The organism is Acinetobacter calcoaceticus (assembly GCF_900520355.1).
Taxonomy (GTDB): Bacteria; Pseudomonadota; Gammaproteobacteria; order Pseudomonadales; family Moraxellaceae; genus Acinetobacter; species Acinetobacter calcoaceticus_C.
The window spans coordinates 3,690,000-3,715,155 of record NZ_LS999521.1; the positions used below are offsets into that span (position 1 = coordinate 3,690,000).

Consider the following 25,156-nt stretch of genomic DNA (forward strand, 5'->3'; position numbering starts at 1 on the left):
GTATTGATTCACCCAGTTGTTTTCTATTCTGCCTTCACCTACTTAATTTGGTCAACTGGACTGGAGAAGAGATGAAGACTGCTTCTGTAAACAAACAAGATCTGATGCAACATGCACAGCAAGACATGCAAAAGTGGATTAGCAATTCAGATTTAACTGATCGCCAAAAGCTTGCACTCACTTGTCGTATTTTATTTGATCATGGCCATGATGTTGGTTTAGCGGGCCAAATTACATGTCGTGGTGAAAACGAAGATTCCTTTATTACTCAACGTTTTGGTTTAGGCTTTGATGAAATTACTGCCTCAAACTTGCTTGAGGTTAATCAAGATTTAGAACCAATCAATCAAGGAGGAATGGCAAACCCAGCCAACCGTTTTCATACGTGGATTTATAAAGAACACCCAGAAGTGAACTGCATTATCCACACGCATCCTACCCATGTAGCAGCACTCTCCATGCTACAGATTCCACTCATGATTTCCCAAATGGATGTTTGCGCACTCTACGAAGACTGCTCGTTTGTAGGTCATTGGCCAGGTGTTCCTATAGGTAACGAAGAAGGCATTTTGATTTCTTCTGCTCTGGGTAAAAACCGTGCTGTTTTATTGTCTCACCATGGCCAATTGGTCACAGGTAAAACCATCGAAGAAGCATGCAACTTGGCTCTTTTAATTGAGCGTGCAGCTCAACTGCAACTGCTAGCGATGTCTGCCGGACAAATTCAGCCTATCCCTCACGATTTGGCCACAGAAGCTCATGACTGGGTATCTACCGACAAACGTAACAAAGTGAACTTTGCTTATTACGCACGTAAAGCTTTGAAAAAACATTCCGACTGCATTTAAAAAGAGACTTCTACCATGAAACTAAACGGTATTATTGGCTACCCTGTCACCCCATTTTCTAATGACAACACCATTAACATTGCAGTTTTAAAGCAGATGCTCGATTTACTTATCGAAAATGGCTGTGATGCCATCGCACCTTTAGGCAGTACTGGTGAAAGCGCTTATCTTGAATGGAATGAATGGTGCTTAGTGGCTAAAACTTCAATTGAAAGCATCAATAAACGTTTGCCTGTCATTATTGGGATTTCTGAACTCACAACAGATCAAGCAATCAAAAAGGCCCAAATCGCGCAAAGCTATGGTGCAGATGCACTGATGATCATTCCTGTATCGTACTGGAAACTAACAGATCAAGAGATTTTTGAGTATTACCAAGCGATTGCTAAAGCGACGACTCTACCAATTATGGTGTATAACAACCCTGCAACCAGTGGTGTTGATATGTTCCCAGAGTTAATCGTGCGTATGTTTAATCAGATTCCAAACATTACGATGGTGAAAGAAAGTAGCGGTGATATTCAGCGTATGCATAAAATTTATGAGCTTTCAAAAGGTGAACTACCGTTTTATAACGGTTGTAATCCTCTAGCTTTAGAAGCTTTATGTGCAGGAGCAAGCGGTTGGTGTACGGCAGCACCGAACCTGTTAGGTCAACGACCTCAACAGCTCATTGAATATATAAAAAATGGTGAATTGGAACAGGCCCAAAAGTTATTTTATCAGCAACTTCCTCTACTACGCTTTATTGTAAATGGTGGTTTACCTAAAATGATTAAAACTGGTTTAGAACTAAAAGGTGTCTCTGCGGGCTTACCACGCAAGCCACTGTCTAAAGCTGCGGATATTGAGCTTACCCAGTTAAAACAGCTACTTTCTGAAATAGAAAACTAATAAAAAAGCGGGTTTACTCACCCGCTTTTTTTACAACAAAACTTAGAATGTTTTAGTTAAACTAAACACTAAGCCTGTGTCATAAGGTTTTTTACCAGCATCGGACATACCAGAAGTGCTAATGTCTGTACCCACAACATCTAGTTCAGCAACAATACCCAAGATATTATAGTTTACGCCAACTTTATAATCGATATAGCTATCGTCTTCACCTGGTCCACCCGCAACTACAAGTAAAGAGTCTTTATTTTTTAGTTTGTTATAGCCAACTGAAGCAAGTCCTGTGAAGCCTGTATCTGCAATTGGTGCTGAATAACCTACGTTAAAATACCAGAACTCATCAGAGTGACCCCAATAATCATCTGAGTAGCTTACGCCCACACTAAGTGCATCACCTTTAAATAAAGAATCAGCAAAAGTTAATTTTCCATAAAACTCGGTAAAGTCAAAACCAGTATCCCCATTATATGGGTTAGTAAATTTTGAGTCAGAACCAATATAGCCGTAATGAATTACACCTACATCATAAGTTGGTGCAAGCGTATCAGACAGTTTTAATGTATTGGTATAACCTAAAGAGATATCGGTTTCAGTTGAAACACCTGGTGTATTAAAGTCAACGCTTGAACCCCATAGCGCGACATAGGCACCTGACTTATGAGAAAAAGTAAAACCACCTTGAATAGCTGGGTTATTTGATGATTGTGTAACACCGCGGAAGCGGTAGTCTGTAGTTGCCGCTACACTACCTGTTGCTGTGATACCATAAAAAGATGGTGCTTCTTCAGCCATAGCCATGGTTGAACCAGCTGCGAAAATACCAAGACCTAAGGTCTTAAGTGCAAATTTCATCATTTTGATCTCCCCCATAATGAATGCACGATTTATGTATATAAAACACATTGTGTTACTTTAGCTTTAGCAATTGCTGTGCCAAGTTCATATTTCCGCTCTCTAAACATCATCAATATTGAAATCAAAATATCTCTACAATAAAATTTCCATTTAGTTTTTATAAAAATATATTTATAAAAAACAATATTATAAAACAATACTTCTATCCAGTTAAAAAAGAGCAATATAAGAAAACACCTTGTCGGAAATAAATTAGCGACATCAGCAGTATCTATTTACTCAATGTAAAATTTCTATTTAAACTTAAATAAGAGATATAAAAATTACGTAAATTTCTTAAAGCTGGCTTTTAATGATCTGTGAATGGGCATTTCTTTTAATTAAATTTCTTTATTTTTTCTGTTTTAAAAATTATGAACTATTTTGGGTCTTTTTTAAGCAACAATATGAGCAAAAAGAGTAATGCACAAAATTTATGCAAAATATCGCACTAATTTTGATCAACCCAATTAAATTCCATGGGCTTATTATAGTGATCTATTTTTGTACATCAGACTTTAAAATAATGTTATATAGTAACACTTTAGAAAGTATTCAAAATAAATCGTCGAAAAAAGCAACTTAAAATGAGATTAAAAAGTAAACATATCCACCAAAAAAGATCAAAAAATGAACACAAGAATCAACTATTTTTTGAGCTTTGAATATAAAATAAATGGTAAAAATCCACTAAAAAATAAATTACTTTTTTTATTTTAAACAATACATTAAGTATAAAATGTTAATAGTAAATTTAGCAAACAATCAGTAACACATTAATCAATTTCTGCATAGCATATATAAAATAAAATCAACAAAAATATATCTTTTTTATAGATTACTTATACAATTGATGGAAATCCTAGGCCCTGAACAATAACAAGGCACAGGATTTATCGTTTTTATGAGGTTCTTTAAATATGCTAAAAGCACAAAAACTTACATTAGCAGTTCTCATTTCTGCGGCAATAATTTCCTCAGCTCAGGCAAGCGAGCAAAGTGAGGCAAAAGGATTTGTTGAAGATGCGAACGGTTCTATTCTCTTCCGTACAGGTTATATCAGTCGTGACAAAAAACAGGGCGCGAAAGATACTAGCTCATTTGCTCAGTCAGCAATTGTAAGTATCGATTCCGGTTTTACCCCTGGTATTGTTGGCTTCGGTGTTGGCGTTGTTGGTGATGGTTCATTTAAAATCGGTGAAAATAAAAATGCCGGAAACCAAATGATTCCATTATATAACGATGGCTCAGCTTATGATCACTGGGCTCGTGGTGGTGGTAGCGTTAAAGCACGTTTCTCGAATACAACAGTACGTTATGGTACTCAAGTACTCGATTTGCCTGTTCTTGCAAGTAATACTGGACGTATGGTTCCTGAATATTTTACAGGTACTTTATTAACCAGCCATGAAATCAAGAACCTTGAATTGGTTGCTGGTAAATTTACTAAAGACCAAATGTCTGATCAAATCAATACCGATGCGGATGTAAATGGTAATGGGCTTGATCGCGCCATTGTTTGGGGTGCTAAATATAAATTCGATGACAATTTAAATGCATCTTACTACGGTTTAGACAGCAAAAATGCTCTTGAACGTCATTATGTGAATGTGAACTTTAAACAGCCTCTGGCTAATGACAGTTCATTAACTTATGATTTCAGTGGTTATCATACTAAGTTTGATGAAAATGCTATCACATATTCAGAAACTACTGATGACAAGTCTAACCGTAAAAACAATATTTGGGCAATTTCTACAGCGTACAACACTGGCCCACATAATGTAATGGTTGCCTATCAACAGAACAGTGGTAACGTAGGTTATGATTACGGCCAAAATGCTGATGGTTTCCAAAGTATTTATTTACCAAACTCTTATATGTCTGACTTCATCGGCAACGATGAAAAATCTGCACAAATCCAATACAGTCTTGATTTTGGTAAGTTAGGCGTATTACCTGGTCTAAACTGGACAACTGCATTTGTATACGGTTGGGACATCAAAGTTAAAGGTTTAACTGATGATGCTGAAGAACACGAATTCTTTAATCAAGTGAAATATACAGTTCAAAGCGGTTTTGCTAAAGATGCAAGCCTTCGTATTCGTAACTCATACTACCGCGCAAGCGATGCTTACCAAACGAATGCATACATTGGTGATACCAATGAATGGCGTTTATTCCTTGATATTCCTGTGAAATTATTCTAATTCATAGATCTATCAAGCATAAAAAAACCTACGTCTGGCAACAGATGTAGGTTTTTTATTAAGCTCAGAATATCAATTAAGAAATTCTGAGCCTTATCAATTAAAGCTTATTTAGCAGCTTCAATTGCTTTTAATACTTCTGCTTTAGCAACATCAGCACCTTCCCAACCACTGATTTTTACCCACTTACCTGGCTCTAAATCTTTATAGTGACTGAAGAAATGCTCAACTTGGCTAATCAATAGCGGAGGAAGATCTGTATATTCCTTCACATCTTTATAAAGTGGAGACAATTTTTCGTGTGGAACAGCGATTAATTTCGCATCGATACCACCATCATCTTCCATTTTTAATTTGCCCACTGGACGGCAACGAATTACAGAGCCAGCAGCAACAGGATGTGGAGTTACAACAAGTACGTCTAACGGGTCGCCATCTTCAGACAAAGTATTTGGAACATAGCCATAGTTTGCTGGATAGAACATTGCTGTGCCCATGAAACGGTCTACAAACAATGCATCAGAATCTTTGTCGATTTCATATTTAATTGGTGCTGCATTTGCAGGAATTTCAATGATGACATAGATGTCATTTGGGGCATCTTTACCTGCAGGGATATCGCTGTAACTCATATCAATACTCTTTCGTTATGAAGTCAGATGTAAAATCCACTCGATTATAACGTGGATATCATCAAAATGATGCCGATTATACAATGCGCACACGCGAAAGTTGATATGAATGATGACAGAATGACACTCAAGTCAGTTTAATCGTGACCACAAGTAAGAAGATTGGACACAATATAGATAAGAACCAGACAATCGAGCGTAAAGTTGCCCAGTTACTTAAATAGCAGATCCCATAAATGACTCTTAAAATAATATATGCCCAACCTAATCTCAGAATAAAATATTCCGGAACGACCATATATTCAGCCATTAAAATAGCCGTTAAGAATAAAGGTAGGCTTTCAAAACTATTTTGTTGTACGGCATTAGCGCGAGCAGCCAAACCAGTTGTTTTGGCAAAAAAAGCTCTCGGGTTTTGATTATCGGCAGGCTGAAAACCACCTGTAATTTTTGCAATTGCGGTAAATGCATATGGCAGTAAACATGCCACTAAAATAATATAGATAATGCCGCTGATGCCCTGCATAGTGCCATCCATCACTGAAAATACTGTTGATCATGCTATCATAACATTGCGTTTTTACCTGAAATTTTATGCAATCACTTGTCATCACTGATTAATAGGGCCATGTATGCAACAACCTGATCAAAAAGAATTGTTTGAAGTCTTGGATAAGCAAAAACAGAATCAACTTCAGATAGATCGCATATTAAAGATCGTACTCCCTATTGTCGCTTTTTTACTGAGTGTGATTTGTGCAAATTTGAATTGGCAATCTACACTTGGCACCTTTGTTATTTTAACAATTACCTTTATTGCTGTCGGTATTAAACGACTTCCTTTATGGCACTGGCTCATTGTGATTACGATATATTGCTTAGCAGATAATTATTTAAGTTATGGTCAGCTTGATTTAACTCACCTACGCCTGCAACTGGGCACAATGCTGGTTTTTGTTGGGATGGTCGGAATTGGACGCCCTTATATAGACCGCTGGTTTATGAAAAGTCAAAAAATATAAAATAAAAAAAGCGCCCTAAGGCGCTTTTTTTATTAACTGATTAAGCTGGTTTACGTAAGTCTTTACGTAAAATTTTGCCTACATTCGATTTTGGTAATTCATCCATAAACTCAACGTAACGAGGACGTTTATAGCCTGTTAAGTTCTCTTTAGCGAAGCTCAAAACTTCTTCAGTCGTTAAGCTTTGATCTTTTTTCACAATAAAGAGTTTTGGCACTTCACCTGATTTTTCATCTGGAACACCAATTGCTGCCACTTCCAATACTTTTGGATGTTTAGCAATAACTTCTTCGATTTCACTTGGGTAAACGTTAAAGCCTGAAACCAAAATCATATCTTTTTTACGATCTACAATTTTTGTATATCCACGGCTATCCATAACGCCGATATCACCCGTACGGAAGAAACCATCTGCTGTCATGACTTTAGCTGTCTCATCAGGACGGTTCCAGTAGCCTTTCATCACTTGAGGTCCACGAATCGAGATTTCGCCTTGCTCACCTAAAGCAACTTCTTTACCGTCATCATCTAAAATAGTTACTTCTGTTAAAGGTAACGGAATACCAATGGTGCCACTAAACTCAGTAGAAGCAGGTGGGTTGGCGGTTGCTACTGGTGAAGTTTCAGACAAACCATAGCCTTCAATAATGGTTGTGCCAGTAATTTTCTTCCAAGCTTCTGCTGTAGAAGGTAAAACTGCCATACCACCGCCCATCGCCATTTTTAAATTGCTATGGTCCAGTTGCTTAAACTCTTCATTATTTACCAATGCATTAAATAATGTATTTACAGCCGGGAAGAAAGATGGCTGATATTTACGTAACTCATTAATCACTGCTGGTAAATCACGAGGGTTCGGAATCAAGATATTTGCCTGACCTTTATACATACCGTACATCGCACAAACCATGAATGCAAAAATATGATAAAGCGGCAATGCACAAACAATACGGTCGCCTTTAGCGCCATCGTTTGCTCCAAATTTACTTTGGAAAATACCATCACACTGTAAAAGGTTTGCTACAAGATTACGATGAGTAAGCTCTGCACCTTTTGAAACACCCGTTGTACCACCAGTATATTGAAGTACAGCAGTATCACTTAAAGTTAAAGTCGGACGCTTATAATTACTCGAGTTTTCTTTATTTAATGCTGAATTAAATTTAACGTGTCCCGGAATATTCCAAGCTGGAATTTGTTTACGTACTTTACGTAATACAAAGTTCACCAAAGTACCTTTGAGTGTACCGAGCATATCTCCTACTGATGCAACTACAACATGCTTCACTGGAGTTTTACCTAAAATGCTTTGGTAAACACTGGCAAAGTTTTCGATAATCACGAGTACTTCCGCGCCTGAGTCATTTAACTGATGCTCAAGCTCACGTGCCGTATAAAGTGGATTGACGTTCACTAAAACCAAGCCCGCACGTAGAACTGCCAATGCCACCACAGGATACTGCAATACATTTGGCATCATTACTGCAACACGAGTGCCTTTTGCTAACCCCAAATTTTGCAAATAGGTCGCGAACTTACGGCTTGCAAGTTCTAACTCGTTAAATGACATCGCTTTATCCATGAAGATAAAGGCATCACGAGAACCAAATTTTTGGAAATTACTCTCAAAAATATCAACAAGTGAGGTATTTTCCGCAGGCAATGCTACTGTTTCTGGAATCCCTGTTTTTTGGTATTCTGCAAACCAAATTTTTTCCATAATGCCATTATCTCCGATTCGTAATCCTTAGTAATAACTGTTATTCAATGCCCCAGCTATTCTTTAGCTTCTTGGTGCCAGAACATATTTAAAACTTATTGGCACATTCATGACACTTTCGAACACGATTATGAGACAGAAATTTTGACAATTTCACCCTGTCAATTTTTGTATGGAGTACAAAATACGTACTCCAAATTGCTGCCCTTTTAATCATTATTCAATACCAACAAGTTCAGTTCATTGCTTGAACATGTTGCCATATATAGCGTATTTATGTTGCCCGACGCTAGCTTTATCTCTGAATCAACAGTTTATTTGCTTTTTGATATCCACGTGGTAAGAGCTGACCTTTTGATGCACGTTTACCCATGTATTTTTGTAGATCATCACCTTTTAATTTTAAATGTTGTTGACCTGCAACCACCTGAATTATTTCATCTAAGTTCAGGGTTGTCATGGATAAAATTTGCTCTTTCGCTTCAAGTTGTATCAACTTATTACCTTTACCCTTATTTAAGTTCGGCAGTTCTGCTAAATCAATAATTAACAGGCGTCCTGCTGAGCTGAGCACGGCTAAATGTGACATGTTTTGGGTAGGAATTAATGGTAAAGCTTTTGATTTCTCAGGTACTGATAAAAAGGTTTTACCCGCTTTGGCATTAGTATCTAATTGTTTGGTTTGAGTTTTAAAACCATAACCTGATGAACTGGCCGCAATAAGTTCAGCTTCTTCATCTTCTAGATAAACCTGAATAAATGACACACCACTTGCAGGTGCCAATTTTGAGCTTAATGGCTCGCCCAAGCCTCTTGCTGATGGCAAGCTACTTATTGGTAAGGCATAACTACGTCCAGTTTCATCAAGGAAATAAATCCGTTGGTTAGTCTTACCCACGACATGACTTAAATATTGATCTCCAGCACGGTAGTTTAATTTTTCTGCATCGACATCCGCACCTTTCGCGGCACGAATCCAACCTGCTTCAGATAAAACGACTGTGACTGTTTCTGCCGGTACTAAGTCTTGTTCTTTAATCTGCACAGCTTCAGATCGCGCTACAATTGGAGAACGACGTTCATCACCAAACTTTTTAGCGTCTTCTTTTAATTCACCGATAATCAGGTTTTTTAAAGATTCAGGATTTTCCAATTGCTCACGAATAATCGCTGCTTTTGCTGCAAGTTCATCCTGCTCTTGACGGATTTCCATCTCTTCAAGTTTTGCTAAATGACGTAACTTCAGTTCTAAAATTGCTTCTGCCTGCACTTCATCAATCTTGAAGTGCTCCATCAACACAGGTTTGGGCTGATCTTCTTCACGAATAATGCGAATAACTGTATCTATATCAAGATAAGCAATTAAAAGACCTTCCAAAATATGGAGGCGTTTTTCAATTCGGTTTAAATGATATTCTAAACGGCGAGTCACCGTTTTTTTACGGATTTCAATCCATTCGAGCAAAATACGGCGAATTGATTTAACCTGAGGGCGACCATCTTCCCCAATCATGTTTAAATTAACACGATAGCTTGATTCTAAATCTGTGGTCGCAAATAAGTGACTCATCACCGCTTCAGCATCAATACGATTAGAACGGAGTACAATCACTAACCGCGTTGGGTTCTCATGATCTGACTCATCACGTATATCCACCACCAATGGTAGCTTCTTGGCCTGCATTTGATCGGCAATTTGAGTAATGACCTTAGAGCCGGATACTTGATAAGGCAATTCAGTAATTACGATTTCATTTTTTTCAACGGCATATACCGCTCGCATGCGGTAACTACCACGACCAGTAGTCTGAATCTTGAGTAACTCTTCAGGCGGAGTAATAATTTCAGCTTTTGTTGGCAAATCTGGCGCTGGAATATATTCGGCCAATTTTTCATCTGAAGTTTGTGGGTTACGAATTAAGGCAATTGTTCCCTTAATCACCTCACGTAAGTTATGCGGCGGAATATCGGTTGCCATCCCGACAGCAATACCTGTTGTGCCGTTGAGTAGAATATTAGGCACACGTGCTGGCAATGTAATAGGTTCTTTTAATGAACCATCAAAGTTATCTTGCCATTCACTTGTACCTTGGCCTAATTCACCAAGCAATAACTCACTATAAGCCGAAAGTTTGGCTTCGGTATAACGCATTGCAGCAAAGGATTTAGGGTCATCAGGTGAACCCCAGTTACCTTGTCCTTCAATTAAAGGATAACGATAACTAAACGGCTGAGCCATTAATACCATCGCCTCATAACATGCCGAGTCGCCATGAGGATGGTATTTACCGAGTACATCACCTACTGTACGAGCTGATTTTTTAGGCTTACCACTATTTTTCAGTCCTAATTCGCTCATGGCAAAGACAATACGGCGCTGTACAGGCTTTAAACCATCACTGATATGCGGCAATGCACGGTCCATGATGACGTACATGGCATAATTCAGGTAAGCCTGTTCAGTAAATTCGGCTACAGAGCGGTTTTCTGTCGCTTGATGCGCAAGGCTGGTCATAGTCAGCTTATCTTCCAAATCAGTCGTTATTTTAAATGAGTCTTATGCTAAGTGGGCTATGTTACAGACACAAGAGGGAGTCTGTCACCTGAGCGTCAAATTATGTCTCATCTCTCTATATTTTTAGTTATTTGCTATAAAGTTAGGCAAAACTAGAGGCCTATCGACTCTAGTCTTTTCCCTTGAGTTTCTTCACCCAATATTAAAATTACAGCTGCGACCAAAAGTAAAACAACAGTAAACATCATAAAGACATGGCTAAATCCATTCTTAGCCACCATCATATGTGTAACGACGATCGGCGCCAGAATCCCGCCTAAACGCCCCATTGCCGATGCCCAGCCCGAACCGAAAGCCCGAATATTGGCTGGATATTGTTCTGGCGTATAGGTATATAAAACTCCCCATGCCCCTAAATTAAAGAATGACATGAGGCAGCCCCAAAACATAATGCTGTTTACGCTGTCGGCTTGTCCAAAGAAATATGCAGACAATGCACAAAAACCAATAAAAGAAGCCAGTGTAATTTTTCTACCCAATCGTTCAACAAACCATGCCGCTGCCAAGTACCCTGGTAGCTGTGCCAAAATCATTAAAAGTACATATTCAAAAGATTTAACAATGTCATAGCCCTGTTTCACCAATAAACTTGGTAACCAAGTGAAAATGCCGTAGTAGGAATACACAATTCCAAACCAGATGAGCCACAGCATTAAACTACGACGGGCAAAAGGACCACTCCAAAGTTGTTTAAAAGAGACCTTTTGTTGTATGGCTACAGGCACAACTTCAATATGATGAACAATTTGAACACCTGCCTGAGCTTCTAATTTTTGAACTAATGCATGCGCTTCTTCAATACGAACATGATTGATCAGGTACGGTATAGATTCAGGGAGTTTTTTCCAAATCACTAAAATATAAATCAATGGAAGGCCACCCATAAGAAATGCAATATGCCAGCCAAATTTAGGAATAATGAAATAAGAAACTAGGGCTGCAACTAACCAGCCTAACCCCCAAAAGCTTTCAAGGAGTACAATAAAACGACCGCGTACATGTGAAGGTATATATTCACTAACCAGTGTTACCGCAACAGGTAACTGTCCGCCAAGTCCAATGCCAACAATAAAACGAAAAATTAATAACCATTTTAAATCTGGAGCAAAAGCACATAAAGCAGTCGCGATGCTATAAATTGCCATGGTAGAGGCAAATATTGTCTTTCGACCAAAACGGTCTGCTAAAGCGCCCGAGCAAACGGCTCCAATAGCCATTCCTACAAAGCCAATGCTCACAATCCAACCACTTTCAGCTGGAGTTAATGCCCAGTCCTTGACTAAAGTTGTCATGATAAAAGCAATTATGCCAGTGTCCATCGCATCAAACATCCAACCTAAACCCACTACCCATAAAAGCGTGTAGTGAAATTTGCCAATTGGAAGATTTTGTATACGTGAAACCAGATCCATAAGAAAACTCTACTGGAAAAAATAAGTGAGCAAGACAATATAGTTAATTGTTATAGCATGCTCACATAGCATTCTGCATAATTAATGTTCATCGGTTGAAGAAGCCGATTCTGCATCATCATCTTTATAAATAAACTTAGGCATTTCTAAGCCGAAATAGATCGCAAGCAAACGCAGGGTAAAACCGAAAATTAAGGTTGAAATAACAGTTAACTCTAAACTGAATCCTAAATCTTGACATACCCAGTAACAGATGACTGCCACAAAAGAAATACTCGCATAAAGTTCGCGACGGAAAACGAATGGAACATCGTTACATAAAATGTCACGTAAAATACCGCCAGAAACTCCAGTTAACACCCCTGCGACTGCCGATACGACAAAACCATGTCCCATTTGTAAGGCAATCTGACAACCAATAATGGTAAATCCAATTAGGCCTAAGGCATCGAGTACCAAAAAGATGTTATGTAAATGACGCATCCATTTGGCAATAATGATTGTGACAAATGCAGCACAACAAGTCAGGACCAAATATTCAGGATGTTTTACCCAAGTTAAAGGATAGTGTCCGAGTAGTACATCACGTACAGAACCACCTCCTAAAGCAGTCACACAGGCAATCAGTACGACACCGAACCAGTCCATACTCCGTCGCCCCGCAGACAATGCACCTGTCATGGCTTCGGCAGTAATCGCAATAATATAAATAACGGTGAGTAACATTGCCCTTTCCCTCAGGCCAAACAGTGGGCGTATTTTAAGGTAAAGTTATATGAATTGTGCACAGCATTGCTTAAATTTTTTTCCAGAGCCACATATACAAGCTTGTTTCATCGTGACATGCATATCTACTGTGGGATCAAGAAAAAACCATTGTTGTTGGTGAAATACAAAATGTGAAATTTCATGGTGAACCTGAGCTTTTTGTCCATCATGATAATGTGCCTTGAATTCAACCTGTGCATGGGTTTTATCTAGCTTTTCTTTGGCGTTTACGACCTCTAAACCCAACCATTGATTTTGTTTACTCCAGTCTGCAATGGCATCTTTATCAAGCGCAGTTTGCTGACCTAAAGCGGTCGTTTTAACAATATAATCAATTTGCTGTAATGTAAAAGCACTATAACGCGAACGCATAAGCTGCTCTGCTGTTAGGGCCTTTGCTGTGCCTAAATGTAAAGGCTCACAACATTCTGTATAGCTGCCTTTTCCACATGGACAAGTGTGTTGAGTCATTCTGTGTTTCTCAAATAAAAAAATAGCTCAAAGTTGAGCTATTTTATGATGTTTCTAGACTTAAAATGTTATTTAATCTTTTGATTCATCTTGTTCGGTAGAAACAATATGAACTTTTTCGATTTTATGACCTTCCATCGTCACCACTTCAAAGCGATAACCATCGGCTTCAACAGTTTCACCATTTTCAGGCAAGCGACCTAAATGGAATAACAAATAGCCCGATAAAGTAGAATACTGTTCACTTTCATCAACTAAATCACGGCCTAATAACAAAGATACATGGCGGATGTCGGTTGAACCTTCAAGTATTAATGAACCATCTTCCAAGCTCTCAGCGGCTGCATCTAGCTCATCTTCATCAGGGAATTCACCCGCAATTGCTTCTAAGATATCGATTGGCGTTGCAATACCTTCAATTGAACCGTATTCATTTAATACGATTGCCATTTGTAAAGGCGCTTGACGTAATTGCTCCATCACCATAAGTACTTGAGCATTTTCATGCACAATGACAGGTTCACGTAAATGCTTTTGAAAATCGACCACACCTGTTTCAATAAAGCCATTTAGAACTTTATGAGTGAGTGCAATGCCCTCAATATTATCAAGTTCACCACGTGCAACAATCAAACGAGAGTGTGTCATTGACATTAAACGTTCTTTTAAAACTTCTGGCTCGTCGTCTAAATCAATCCATTCAAGTTCAGGTCGTGGAGTCATAACAGACTTTACAGGACGTTCTGATAAACTAAGAACACCTTGCACAAGCACACTGTGATAAGCGCCATTGTCTTCATCAAACACTTCATCTGCAAAAGCTTGTGTAGCTAATACATCTTCTTTATCAGAAGATTGTGTATCTGAGCTAGAACCACTGCTTTTACTTCCTAGCATACGTAAAACCGCAGAGGCAGTGCGATAACGCAAGTCTGTGGTTGTCACCAGCTTTTCCTGATTGCGGCGCATGCTCTGATTGATTATTTCTACCAAAATCGAGAAACCAATTGCAGCATATAAGTAGCCCTTCGGAATATGGAAACCAAAACCTTCCACGACCAAAGAGAAACCAATCATCATTAAAAAGCCAAGGCAGAGAATAACCACGGTTGGATGCTTATTGACAAAGTCCATAAGTGGTCTTGATGCCCACAACATGATTCCGACAGCAACAATCATTGCCAGCATCATGACACTCTTGTCTTTGACCATCCCCACTGCGGTAATCACACTGTCTAATGAAAACACAGCATCAAGCACGACAATCTGGACAATGACCATCCAGAATGCTGCATGCACTGGATTGTCTTCTTTTTGCAGTTGTTTGCCTTCCATGCGCTCATGTAATTCCATGGTGCCTTTAAAGAGCAAGAACACACCACCGAACAACAAGATCAAATCACGACCAGAAAATGGATGATCAAAAATATGGAAGAGTGGTTGGGTAAGTGTCACAACCCAAGCAATAGCGGCTAAAAGTACTAAACGCATTCCCAAAGCGAGTACCAAACCAATTACTCGCGCTTTAGCTCGCTGTTCTGGCGGCAACTTTTCGGCCAAAATAGCAATGAAAACGAGGTTATCGATGCCCAATACAATTTCAAGAACGATTAAGGTAGCTAAACCCACCCAAGCAGAGGGATCAGACATCCATTCAAAGATCATCGATCCTGCTCCTGTGCTGACTGGATTTTATCTTTATTTGGCAACACAGCAGGCATACCCATACAAAGGAGGGAAAATGTTTTTTTAGGACAAAAAATTAAAACGGAGCGACTACAACCACTACCCATATTTGTTCATATGTTGTTAAACGAATTTTTAGTATAGGCAAGATTTAATAGAAATTCATCATTTTTATTTGTTCATGACAGGCATTCACCAAACCCATACAAAACATGAATCTTTCTTATAAATCTGCTTATAAAGTTGTCATATCTTTGGCTTAGTGTAGACAAGAAATATGAACGTGATAAGGTGAAAATAAAGCAATGAATAGCGTATTAACAATGTCAGTAAATGATTCACCAATAACAGCTGTAAAAACAAAACAACCTCTTATTGCATTATATTGTGGTTCACGTGCAGGAAATAATCCAATCTACCGAGAAAAAGCAATTGAACTTGCTCATGGAATTGCGGATCAAGGTTTTGGTTTAGTCTACGGCGGTGCAAGCATTGGCTTAATGGGACAAGTAGCCGACAGCGTACTCGAAAATGGCGGTGAAGCTGTGGGAGTGATTCCTGACTTTATGCTTAACTATGAAGAAGCACACTCAAGATTAACCGAATTACATGTGGTAGAAACCATGCACGAACGCAAAGCCATGATGGCCGAGCGAGCAAGTGCATTTATTGCATTACCTGGCGGTTTGGGTACATTCGAAGAAATATTGGAAATAGCCACTTGGGGTCAACTCAACCAACACCAAAAACCCATGATTTTATATAACGTCAATGGCTTTTATAATGCATTAATTGCTCAGTTAGATCATGCCGTTCAAGAGGGCTTTCTCCCGCTTCAACACCGCGCTAAATTGATTATCTGCGAAGACGTTGATCAAATTTATAACGTGATTAAAAACTTAAAAATGCCAAAAAGATTTGTTGTCTAGTTTCCCCCTTCTCTCCTTTAAAAAAGCGGTTCTGCCGCTTTTTTTGTTTAACTATTTTCACCGCCATCTTCAGAAGAATTTAGCTTGGTAACTTTGATAAATAAAAGAACTTAGATTTAGTAAAGAGGTATTCAACATTGACTTACTTTTTTTACTTTCAATTTGTTTTACACTAGACCAAAACGTTAACTTTCAAATGTTATGAATGCCACGCCGACTCACCAAGCCTTGCAACCTGAATACCGCCTACTCGTTCTTTTGGTTTCCATTGGCTTTTTTATGCAGGCTTTGGATACAACAATTGTAAATACCGCTATTCCTGCAATGGCTCATCATCTAAATGAAGATCCTTTACGCATGCACAGTGTAGTGGTGGCCTATGTCTTATCAGTAGCTGCCTGCATTCCTTTAAGTGGCTGGTTAGCAGACCGCTTTGGTGTTAGAAATATTTTCTTATCGGCAATTGTTATTTTTACTCTGGCTTCTTTAGGATGTGGTCTTTCTCAAAGTCTCAATGAGCTGTTATTTTTCCGGGTCATCCAAGGTGTGGGTGGAGCATTATTACTCCCTGTTGGTCGACTATCACTTCTAAAAATCATTCCTCGAACTCAGTTCTTAGCTGCAATGAGCTTAATGAGTCTTGCAGGTTTACTCGGACCTTTGGCTGGTCCAACTTTAGGCGGCTGGTTAGTTGAAGTTGCAACTTGGCACTGGATTTTTCTCATTAATATTCCTATGGGTATCTTAGGCATATTAATGACATTAAAAGTCATGCCAAATGTGAAAGAGCCTATGGTCAAAACATTTGATTTGGTCGGTTTCATATTGTTAGTTGTAGCAATGATTGGATGGTCTTTGGGCATAGAACATCTTGCTTCACCAGAATATTCAAAATGGTTCAGCATCTCTCTATTAGTCGTTGGAATAATCGCAACACTTTGGTATGCCTATCACTCTCATACACATCAAAACGCATTATTCCGCAGTCGGCTCTTTAGAAACAAAATTTATGCGATTGGTATTTTAGGTAATTTCTTTGCCCGCTTTGGTGGTAATGCCTTACCTTTTGTTTTACCACTCATGCTACAGGTCGCTTTTGGTTTTGAACCCTTTATTGCGGGTTTAATGATGATTCCTCTGGTCTTGGGTTCATTATTTTCAAAGCCAATCGTTAGACCTATTATTCAGAAAATTGGCTATCGACGTTTTTTACTCATCAATACAACGCTGGTCGGGCTATGTATTGCCTCTTTTGCCATCATGACAGTCGACACCCCAACTTGGTTTAGAGCCTTACACTTTTTCTTATTTGGCACATTAAATTCATTACAATTTGTTGGAATGAATACTTTGACCTTAAAAGATTTGCCTCAACAAGATGCGAGTAGCGGCAATAGTTTTTTATCGATGATCATGATGCTATCAATGAGTATTGGCGTGGCGCTGGCAGGTACGCTCATTAATATATTTACCAGTTATTATGGTGCCGATCACGTGACAACAGCATTTCATCTCACTTTAATTTGCCTCGGTTGCATCAATGTAATTGCTGCACTTATCTTCTGGCAAATTCCAAAAAATACTCCCGTATAAGCCGTTGCATTTTTAGCGTGGTTTCTCTCTCTTGAATCACGCTATGATATCGGCTTCACATCTTTAATGAGTTTTGCATGACCAAACTGGCTAAAACCTTTTTCACAGCACAGCACAATACCTTAATCGGAATTGGCTTGGCATGTGTTATGGGAGTATTGGCTTATTTTGGTCTGTTCTATCAGCAAAAAGCGGTTGCACAAGATTATCCAGTTCAAGGATTCGATGTTTCTCACCATCAAGGTAATATTGACTGGAAAAAAATATCACCCGAAAAATTCCAATTCGTTTATTTAAAATCGACTGAAGGCGGTGATTACAAAGATTCAAAATTTCAAGAAAACTGGCTCAAAGCGCGTGAACATGGCTTTCATGTAGGGGCTTATCACTTTTACCGCCTCTGTCGTGATGGTAAAACGCAAGCAGATAACTTTATTGCGACAGTGCCTAAAAAATCAGATGCGCTTCCACCAGTTATTGATCTGGAATACGACAGTAACTGTATTAATTCATACACCAAAGAACAATTAATTAAAGAAATTGGCATCATGCATGACCGCTTAAAACAGCATTATGGCAAACAGCCCATCTTTTATATTTCTAAGACTTTTTATCACATTGTGTTAATGGGTAATTTCCCAAATACACCCCTTTGGGTAAGAGATTACGAGGGAAAACCTGAACTTAAAGACAAAAGAAAGTGGCTCTTTTGGCAGCATAGTAATCAAGGTAAAATTGAAGGGGTGATAAAGCCTGTAGACTTAAATGTCTATGAGGGTTCAGTCAAAGAATGGCACCAATTTTTACAGCAGCAAGGCATCGTGAAAGCACAATAATATGCGCAAAATCATTCATATCGATATGGATGCTTTTTATGCATCAGTCGAGTTACGGGAACACCCTGAATTAAGGCATTTGCCCGTTGTCATTTCATCTCATCATCCGCGAGCTGTAATTGCTGCTGCATCTTATCCTGCCCGCGAATTTGGTTTACGTTCAGCCATGTCGATGAGTCAGGCAAGAAAACTATGCCCTCAAGTCGTTATTATTGAGCCAAATTTTGAAAAATATCGTACAGTTTCAGCTCAAATTCATTCTATCTTTCAGCAATATACACTTCTTATAGAACCATTATCTTTAGATGAAGCCTATTTAGATGTCACTGAAAACTTAAAACAAATTGCAAGTGCAACCGAAGTCGCCATGCATATTCGGGAAGATATTTTTCGGTTAACGGGGCTTACTGCGTCGGCAGGTGTGGCCCCTAATAAATTTTTGGCAAAAATTGCTTCGGACTGGAACAAACCGAATGGTTTATGTGTAATAAAACCCTCACAGGTCGCCAATTTCATTCAGGACCTTCCACTTAAAAAAATTCCTGGAGTCGGCAAAGTCACTCAGGAAAAATTACAACAGCTTCAATTACATACGCTGGGTGACTTACAGAAAATTGAAGAATCTATTCTAGTTCACCATTTCGGTAAATATGGTCAACAGCTCTACCTCTATGCACAAGGAATTGACCATCGACCTGTTCAAGCTGAAAGAGCACGCCAACAAATTTCGAAAGAGACAACTTTCGATAGTGATTTTACTTTGGTTCAATGTCAGCCCTATTGGCAGGGATTAGCAGAAAAAGTCTGGCAAAGCCTCGAGAAAAAACAGCTCAAGGCGCGTGGTGTGAATATCAAGCTTAAACTCAAAAATTTTCAAACATTACAACATAGTAAAAGCTTTAAAAGACCTATTCAGTCGTTGCAAGACTTAATCCAAGTTTTATTTTTATTATTAAATGAAATGCAGATTCCTGAACATTTTCAGTTTCGCTTAATTGGTATAGGGGTTTATCAATTACAAACACAAGCAGATGACTTTCAACTTAACCTTTGGTGATTGGCTAATTTTCACTCAACAAGAGTGGATTTTGAACAAAAACTATTCCCTTTTGTTCCAAGTTTAGAGTAACCTAATCAGCGCATATTCATTACCCATGTATTTGCAACATGCCAAAAGCAACCTTTACTTTCGGCATATCGTCCTGTGATTGGCGTGACGACCAAATCCGAATATTACAGGGCCCTTCCGATACATGGCTTAGATATCCCTTCATCACAATAATCTACTGAAATTCCTTTCTTCTTGCTTGCACCGACCCAGCAACTCTTCATAAAATCAAAACTATTAAATAAAGCCACTCTAGAGCATTTTTATGACGGTAAAGCGTTTACACGTTACTTCACGCTACTGCGAAGTTGCAATTTCAGGTAATTTGGTACACTTAGCTGGACAACTCGCAGATGATACAAGCGTAGATGTTACAGGACAAACTCAACAAACTTTAGATAATATTGACCGTCTATTGGCAGAGGCTGGAACCGATAAGACCCATATTCTTTCTGTCATGATTTTTCTAAAAGATATCGAAAAAGACTATGCAGCAATGAATGCCGTTTGGGATACATGGATTAGCGAAGGACATCCACCAGCACGGACGTGTGTAGAGTCCAAACTTTATGCACCGGATGTACTTGTAGAAATGACAGTGGTGGCTGTACTTCCATAATTTTTATAAATATAAATCGACGTTAAATTGAGCAATATCTCTAGTTATATTGCTCAATTTTTTAGTTTTTTTAAAATTTTTAATGTCCGCGTGTTATTGAGATCTGCTTTAATGAGTTCTCCTAACAATTGTTATAGTCTCTAATTTTTAAGACTTCACAAAAACATTTGACATTCGTTCTAGCTGAGGCGTTGCATGTAAAGTTGCCATCTCTGCTTCTGGAGTCAATAAATCTCTTCTCAGATCATCATAATCAGGCACCTCACTGTAATGCAGCACGCGATAACCAGCCAATTGTAATAGACGACGTTCATATTGTTGATGTGCTCGGCGCAAACCACTTTCTCCAAGAACAACAACTACAACAACCTGATAATTTTGATCAAGTACAACAAAATCAGCCGCCATATTTTGATATTTTCGACGCGTGTGCGCATATTTTGTGGTTAATAGCGCATCAAAGGATACATGTGCCAGCACGGTAAATTTAGGCAAAACTGTTTGTAGTCTGTTTAATGTCATTTGCTCATGACTGGTTAATACTGCACGGCGCTTCAAGGCACTATCATGTTGATGCCTTCGCGAAAGACTTTTCACTGCCATCACAACAGCTAAAAATAATAATAAAATCGTAATTAGATAATACATGGGCCTAATCCTTTAAGTTTTTTATAATGATTTTGCTAGATCACACTTTGTTTTAATTGATAACGACACAGCCGTTTTTTAAAAGCTTCACTTAGTAATTTCACTTGTAGTTATCAAGCTTGGCTTAAATTTAGCCACCCTCACATTATTTATAATCATAGAGTCAACAACAATCAAGTGCAGCTCGTCAGATTTGTGGAAATTATCATTTTTCGTTACTCTTTTTGTACTTTAAAACCTCAAAAATCTCACTATACGATTTAAATATATACTCTGAAAACAAAACAGGCTCCGTTTAAGAGCCTGTTTTATCATTAACCGCGTGCTTTAGTTCTTGGTTTACTTTTCCCACCAAACGGTCTTTTCTCGCCTGTTTCACGAGGAGGCAAACCCGTATGCTGGGTTAGAACCTGTCCTTTTTGTGGACGTTTTTGCCCTGCTGCCGAGTGAGATTGCCCCTGACCACGTTTTGCTGAATCTCCCGCTACAGACGAGTTCTTCTTACGCGCAGACTTATATTCACCTTCGGCAGTCCCTTGTGGCTGATAAGTCGGAATCAAATGCTGCTTTGAATTACCAATCAAATCTACACGGCCCATTTCTTTTAAGGCTTCACGAAGTAATGGCCAGTTGTTTGGATCATGATAGCGTAAGAATGCTTTGTGCAAACGACGACGCTTCTCACCTTTTACAATATCAACCTTTTCAGTATAGCGAGCTACTTTAGCAAGTGGGTTTTTACCCGAATAGTACATGGTCGTTGCGGTTGCCATCGGTGATGGATAGAACGTCTGTACCTGATCGGCACGGAAACCATTCTTCTTAAGCCAGATTGCAAGATGCATCATGTCATAGTCTGAAGTGCCTGGATGTGCGGCAATAAAGTAAGGAATTAAGTATTGCTCTTTTCCTGCTTCTTTACTAAAGCGATCAAACATTTGCTTGAAGCGATCATATGTTCCAATACCTGGCTTCATCATCTTAGACAACGGGCCATTTTCGGTATGCTCTGGTGCAATTTTTAAATAACCACCAACATGATGTTGTACCAGTTCTTTCACATATTCAGGGTTCAATACCGCAAGGTCATAACGTAAACCTGAACCAATCAGAATCTTCTTCACACCTTTAATTGCACGAGCTTTACGATAAAGCTGTACTAAAGGCGCATGATCGGTATGCAAGTTTTGACAAACACCCGGATATACACACGAAGGTTTACGACAGTTTTTCTCAATTTCAGGATCTTTACAGTGCAAACGGTACATATTTGCCGTTGGACCACCCAAGTCTGAAATAATGCCTGTAAAGTTTGGTGCTGTGTCACGGATTTTCTCAATTTCACGTAAAATCGAGTCTTCCGAACGGTTTTGAATAATACGGCCTTCATGTTCCGTAATCGAACAGAAAGTACAACCACCAAAACAGCCACGCATAATATTGACCGAGAATTTGATCATATCAAACGCAGGGAAACGTGCATTGCCATATGTCGGGTGAGGCAAACGTGCATAAGGTAAATCAAACACATAATCCATTTCCTCAGTGGTTAGAGGAATTGGAGGTGGATTAATCCATACATCACGCTCACCATGGCGTTGAACCAATGCACGAGCATTACCCGGATTGGTTTCAAGATGCAAAATACGGTTTGCATGTGCATAAAGCACGTGATCATTTGACACTTCTTCAAAAGAAGGTAAACGAATGACCGCCAACTCGCGTGGAGGCAATTTATGTTTAATAGCTTTTGACGGTGCGGGCTTTAATTGAACGATTTGAGTATCGTCGTCTAGTTTGTCGCCTTCACGAATAATCGGATTTGCAACGATTTCTTTTTGGAAGTCTTGATATTGAGCTAAAGAGTTGCCTTTTTCTTTTTCAACCTCACAGCCATCAATATCTTCTGTCATAACATAAGGGTTAATAATTGGATCAACACGTCCAATCGTATCTACATCATTACTTGCAACTTCAACAAACTTTGCTTTTGATGCTTTGTTATGTTTATTAATAATAAAAGCTGTACCACGAACATCAGTAATTTCGTGGATTTTTTCACCTTTAGCCAAACGGTGCATAACATCAATAATGGCACGTTCACCATTACCATACATAAGCAAATCGGCTTTAGAATCCATCAAAATTGAACGACGAACTTTATCTGACCAATAATCGTAGTGCGCAATACGACGTAAACTGCCTTCAATCCCACCTAATAACACAGGTACATCTGGGAATGCTTCACGACAACGTTGGCAATATACCGTTGCTGCACGGTCAGGGCGTTTGTTCGGCTCATTATTAGGAGAATAAGCATCATCCGAACGGATTTTACGATCTGCCGTATAACGGTTGATCATCGAATCCATATTACCTGCTGTCACACCCCAAGCAATGGTTGGCTTACCTAAAACTCGGAAGCTTTCAGCATTGGTCCAGTCTGGCTGTGCAATAATTCCGACACGGAAACCTTGAGCTTCAAGAACACGACCAATAACGCCTGACACAAACGAAGGATGGTCAATATAAGCATCGCCACATACTAAAATAAAGTCACATGCATCCCAGCCGAGTTGGTCCATTTCTTCTCGTGACATCGGCAAAAATGGTGCTGGTTCAAAACACGACGCCCAATATTTGTCGTAATCAAACAGCGCTTTTGGCGCAGTTTGCATAGTATAAGCGGTAGACATGGCTTGCGAATCTCGGCTAGCAAATGGAGGAGAGGCATCTAAAGATGAAAGCCGATCATTTTAACATGAATTTCATTCATTTTCCCTGTTTATAAAACATGCGAAAACAACCATATAGAAATTAATTTGATTAAAGTTTATTCAATATTTTATTCTTATAATAAATGCGGCGGAATAAAATCCACCGCAGTTTTAACCCATTTATTTATATAACTTAGAATAAAGCTTTTGGTAAGCGGATTTGAATAATTTCGTTATCGTCGGCCAGCTTAGCATTACGCCCAGTAGATCCAGGGAAGTTATTATCATTTAGAACCGTCAGCGTTGTACCATTTTCAATAATGACATCTTCAATGGTTTCAAATGGGAAGGCGAAAACTTGTTGTGTGCCAATATCCCCTGCTCTTGCTGTGCCATAAAGTAAATTTGGATTGGCAATTTTAATTAAATCAACTAAATCTTCACGACTGACGGGTTGACCTGTCTCATTCAGTTTAATACGGATTAATTTTTTATATCCGCCTAAATTATTCTGAGTTGCATCACGCTCAATAATGATGCCTTCATTATTATTAAAGAGTTGGAAGTCACCAATATTGGTTGCCTTACTGTCCAATTGGAACCAATAATATTTTCCGGTATAAGCTTTTTTCTTCACATCAAATTGAGAAATCAGCAATTGTCGTTCCGTTTCTTGAATTGATTTAAGCGGTTTCTCTACAAGAGGATAGAGATACTGGCCATCTGGAGAAATTGCCATGCCTTCAAAACCGCCACTTTGCTGAACTAAAGGTTCTACAAAATTAATTTGCGCTTTATTAAACTGATTTTGAGGAGAGCGAAGTTCTTGATCCGGATTTAATGGATTTGGCAGAGCAATCGGAGCATCTAGCAACACACCATCTGCTGAAAAATGAAGTAAATAAGGGCCAAACTCATCCCCAATCCAATAAGTTCCATCATTAGTACGTTGCATTGACTCTGGGTCAAAATCAGCGCCCGTTAATAAACGCTCAGCTGTATGACCATTAACAATATTAAATGGAATTAACTTGTTTGGATCACGCAGTTGGATAAAGCTTTGCACAGTCACTTGACCCGTGCCTTTAGCTTTAGTTTTGAAATCAGGCTTTAATTTATAGATACGAAGTAAAAAGTCTGATGAATTATCTTGAGTCCCAAACCCGTTATCAGCCATTGCCATATAACTGCCATCTTCATTTTTTAATGCCGCAGAAAAACCCTGCACAGGTTGGCCTTTAAATGGAGGATAAATTCCATTTGCACCTTTCACATATGCTCCAGAATCTGGTCCAACAGCATAGGTTTCTACAGGTAACTTGGCAAAAGAAATTAAGGTCGGTTCGGTAACGTTTTCAATGGGTGAGGTTTGTTCTTGATCGTTATCATCGTTACATGCCGTCAATCCTAAACTGGCACAGCATAATAATGCGACTAAAGTTTTTTTGCTCATGGTTTTATACAGTCGGTAAAAAATTAAGCAAATTTAATCAAGCTTACATGAAGTTTTGGTTTCAAAAAGATGAAACCTTTATGGCGAAAATATGACAAGCCTAGCTGTTCAATACAAAATT

Annotated in this window: 21 protein-coding genes; 9 read left to right on the forward strand and 12 right to left on the reverse strand. The window is 38.8% G+C overall.

The features are described from left to right. The first annotated feature begins 71 nt into the window (after nt 1-71). Nucleotides 72-848, forward strand: coding sequence for an aldolase (locus AC2117_RS17670; RefSeq protein ID WP_133975798.1), 777 nt, complete (start codon nt 72-74; stop codon nt 846-848). A 15-nt stretch (nt 849-863) separates the two neighbouring features. Further along, complete coding sequence (locus tag AC2117_RS17675) at nt 864-1,742, forward strand: dihydrodipicolinate synthase family protein (RefSeq protein WP_133975800.1); 879 nt, start codon at nt 864-866, stop codon at nt 1,740-1,742. Between the two features lie 42 nt (nt 1,743-1,784). On the opposite strand, the gene AC2117_RS17680 is transcribed toward AC2117_RS17675, so the two are convergent. Next, the gene (locus AC2117_RS17680) at nt 1,785-2,597 is read right to left on the reverse strand and encodes a TorF family putative porin (protein ID WP_197730948.1); all 813 of its coding nucleotides are present in this window, start codon (nt 2,595-2,597) and stop codon (nt 1,785-1,787) included. A 959-nt stretch (nt 2,598-3,556) separates the two neighbouring features. On the opposite strand from AC2117_RS17680, the gene AC2117_RS17690 reads away from it, so the two are divergent. Beyond that, nucleotides 3,557-4,846 (forward strand): OprD family outer membrane porin, encoded by a 1,290-nt coding sequence (locus tag AC2117_RS17690; RefSeq protein WP_133975804.1) that lies wholly within the window; start codon nt 3,557-3,559, stop codon nt 4,844-4,846. A 107-nt stretch (nt 4,847-4,953) separates the two neighbouring features. Here AC2117_RS17690 and ppa read toward each other — a convergent pair whose 3' ends face one another. Beyond that, on the reverse strand, nt 4,954-5,478 hold the full coding sequence (ppa, locus tag AC2117_RS17695; RefSeq protein WP_003654399.1) for an inorganic diphosphatase: 525 nt from the start codon (nt 5,476-5,478) through the stop codon (nt 4,954-4,956). Between the two features lie 127 nt (nt 5,479-5,605). Further along, entirely contained in the window at nt 5,606-6,004 is a 399-nt protein-coding gene (locus AC2117_RS17700) for an MAPEG family protein (RefSeq protein ID WP_003654397.1), read from the reverse strand. A 106-nt stretch (nt 6,005-6,110) separates the two neighbouring features. Here AC2117_RS17700 and AC2117_RS17705 point away from each other — a divergent pair, with 106 nt between their 5' ends. Then, on the forward strand, nt 6,111-6,500 hold the full coding sequence (locus AC2117_RS17705) for a hypothetical protein (protein ID WP_133975806.1): 390 nt from the start codon (nt 6,111-6,113) through the stop codon (nt 6,498-6,500). Between the two features lie 40 nt (nt 6,501-6,540). On the opposite strand, the gene AC2117_RS17710 is transcribed toward AC2117_RS17705, so the two are convergent. From AC2117_RS17710 to AC2117_RS17735, 6 genes are all read right to left on the reverse strand, one after another. Next, a complete protein-coding gene (locus AC2117_RS17710) occupies nt 6,541-8,220 on the reverse strand; it encodes a long-chain-fatty-acid--CoA ligase (protein WP_133975808.1) in 1,680 nt (559 codons plus the stop codon). A 295-nt stretch (nt 8,221-8,515) separates the two neighbouring features. Continuing rightward, complete coding sequence (gene parC / locus AC2117_RS17715; protein WP_133975809.1) at nt 8,516-10,735, reverse strand: DNA topoisomerase IV subunit A; 2,220 nt, start codon at nt 10,733-10,735, stop codon at nt 8,516-8,518. A 152-nt stretch (nt 10,736-10,887) separates the two neighbouring features. Then, nucleotides 10,888-12,207: an MFS transporter gene (locus AC2117_RS17720; RefSeq protein ID WP_133975811.1), complete on the reverse strand. Its 1,320-nt coding sequence runs from the start codon at nt 12,205-12,207 to the stop codon at nt 10,888-10,890. An 81-nt stretch (nt 12,208-12,288) separates the two neighbouring features. Beyond that, nucleotides 12,289-12,933 (reverse strand): trimeric intracellular cation channel family protein, encoded by a 645-nt coding sequence (locus AC2117_RS17725; RefSeq protein WP_042894279.1) that lies wholly within the window; start codon nt 12,931-12,933, stop codon nt 12,289-12,291. 45 nt (nt 12,934-12,978) lie between these two features. Further along, the gene (locus AC2117_RS17730) at nt 12,979-13,446 is read right to left on the reverse strand and encodes a YchJ family protein (RefSeq protein ID WP_133975813.1); all 468 of its coding nucleotides are present in this window, start codon (nt 13,444-13,446) and stop codon (nt 12,979-12,981) included. Nucleotides 13,447-13,518: 72 nt separating this feature from the next. After that, nucleotides 13,519-15,111 (reverse strand): TerC family protein, encoded by a 1,593-nt coding sequence (locus tag AC2117_RS17735; RefSeq protein ID WP_133975815.1) that lies wholly within the window; start codon nt 15,109-15,111, stop codon nt 13,519-13,521. A 326-nt stretch (nt 15,112-15,437) separates the two neighbouring features. Here AC2117_RS17735 and AC2117_RS17740 point away from each other — a divergent pair, with 326 nt between their 5' ends. From AC2117_RS17740 to AC2117_RS17760, 5 genes are all read left to right on the forward strand, one after another. Continuing rightward, entirely contained in the window at nt 15,438-16,061 is a 624-nt protein-coding gene (locus AC2117_RS17740) for a TIGR00730 family Rossman fold protein (RefSeq protein ID WP_042894269.1), read from the forward strand. 201 nt (nt 16,062-16,262) lie between these two features. Beyond that, entirely contained in the window at nt 16,263-17,654 is a 1,392-nt protein-coding gene (gene mdtD, locus AC2117_RS17745; protein ID WP_133975817.1) for a multidrug transporter subunit MdtD, read from the forward strand. Between the two features lie 77 nt (nt 17,655-17,731). Next, nucleotides 17,732-18,490 (forward strand): GH25 family lysozyme, encoded by a 759-nt coding sequence (locus AC2117_RS17750; protein WP_133975819.1) that lies wholly within the window; start codon nt 17,732-17,734, stop codon nt 18,488-18,490. Between the two features lies 1 nt (nt 18,491). Next, nucleotides 18,492-19,547 carry a DNA polymerase IV gene (dinB, locus tag AC2117_RS17755; RefSeq protein ID WP_133975821.1) on the forward strand — a complete coding sequence of 352 codons (1,056 nt, stop codon included), beginning with the start codon at nt 18,492-18,494 and terminating at the stop codon, nt 19,545-19,547. A gap of 316 nt (nt 19,548-19,863) precedes the next feature. Then, the gene (locus AC2117_RS17760) at nt 19,864-20,217 is read left to right on the forward strand and encodes a RidA family protein (protein ID WP_133975823.1); all 354 of its coding nucleotides are present in this window, start codon (nt 19,864-19,866) and stop codon (nt 20,215-20,217) included. Between the two features lie 147 nt (nt 20,218-20,364). Here the strand turns inward: AC2117_RS17760 and AC2117_RS17765 are convergent, their stop codons facing one another. The 3 genes from AC2117_RS17765 to AC2117_RS17775 form a co-directional block, all read right to left on the reverse strand. Continuing rightward, nucleotides 20,365-20,865, reverse strand: a complete 501-nt coding sequence (locus tag AC2117_RS17765) for a DUF2726 domain-containing protein (RefSeq protein WP_133975825.1) — start codon at nt 20,863-20,865, stop codon at nt 20,365-20,367. Between the two features lie 314 nt (nt 20,866-21,179). Next, complete coding sequence (locus AC2117_RS17770; protein ID WP_133975827.1) at nt 21,180-23,561, reverse strand: YgiQ family radical SAM protein; 2,382 nt, start codon at nt 23,559-23,561, stop codon at nt 21,180-21,182. Nucleotides 23,562-23,775: 214 nt separating this feature from the next. Then, entirely contained in the window at nt 23,776-25,035 is a 1,260-nt protein-coding gene (locus AC2117_RS17775; RefSeq protein ID WP_133975829.1) for an esterase-like activity of phytase family protein, read from the reverse strand. Between the last annotated feature and the right edge of the window lie 121 nt (nt 25,036-25,156).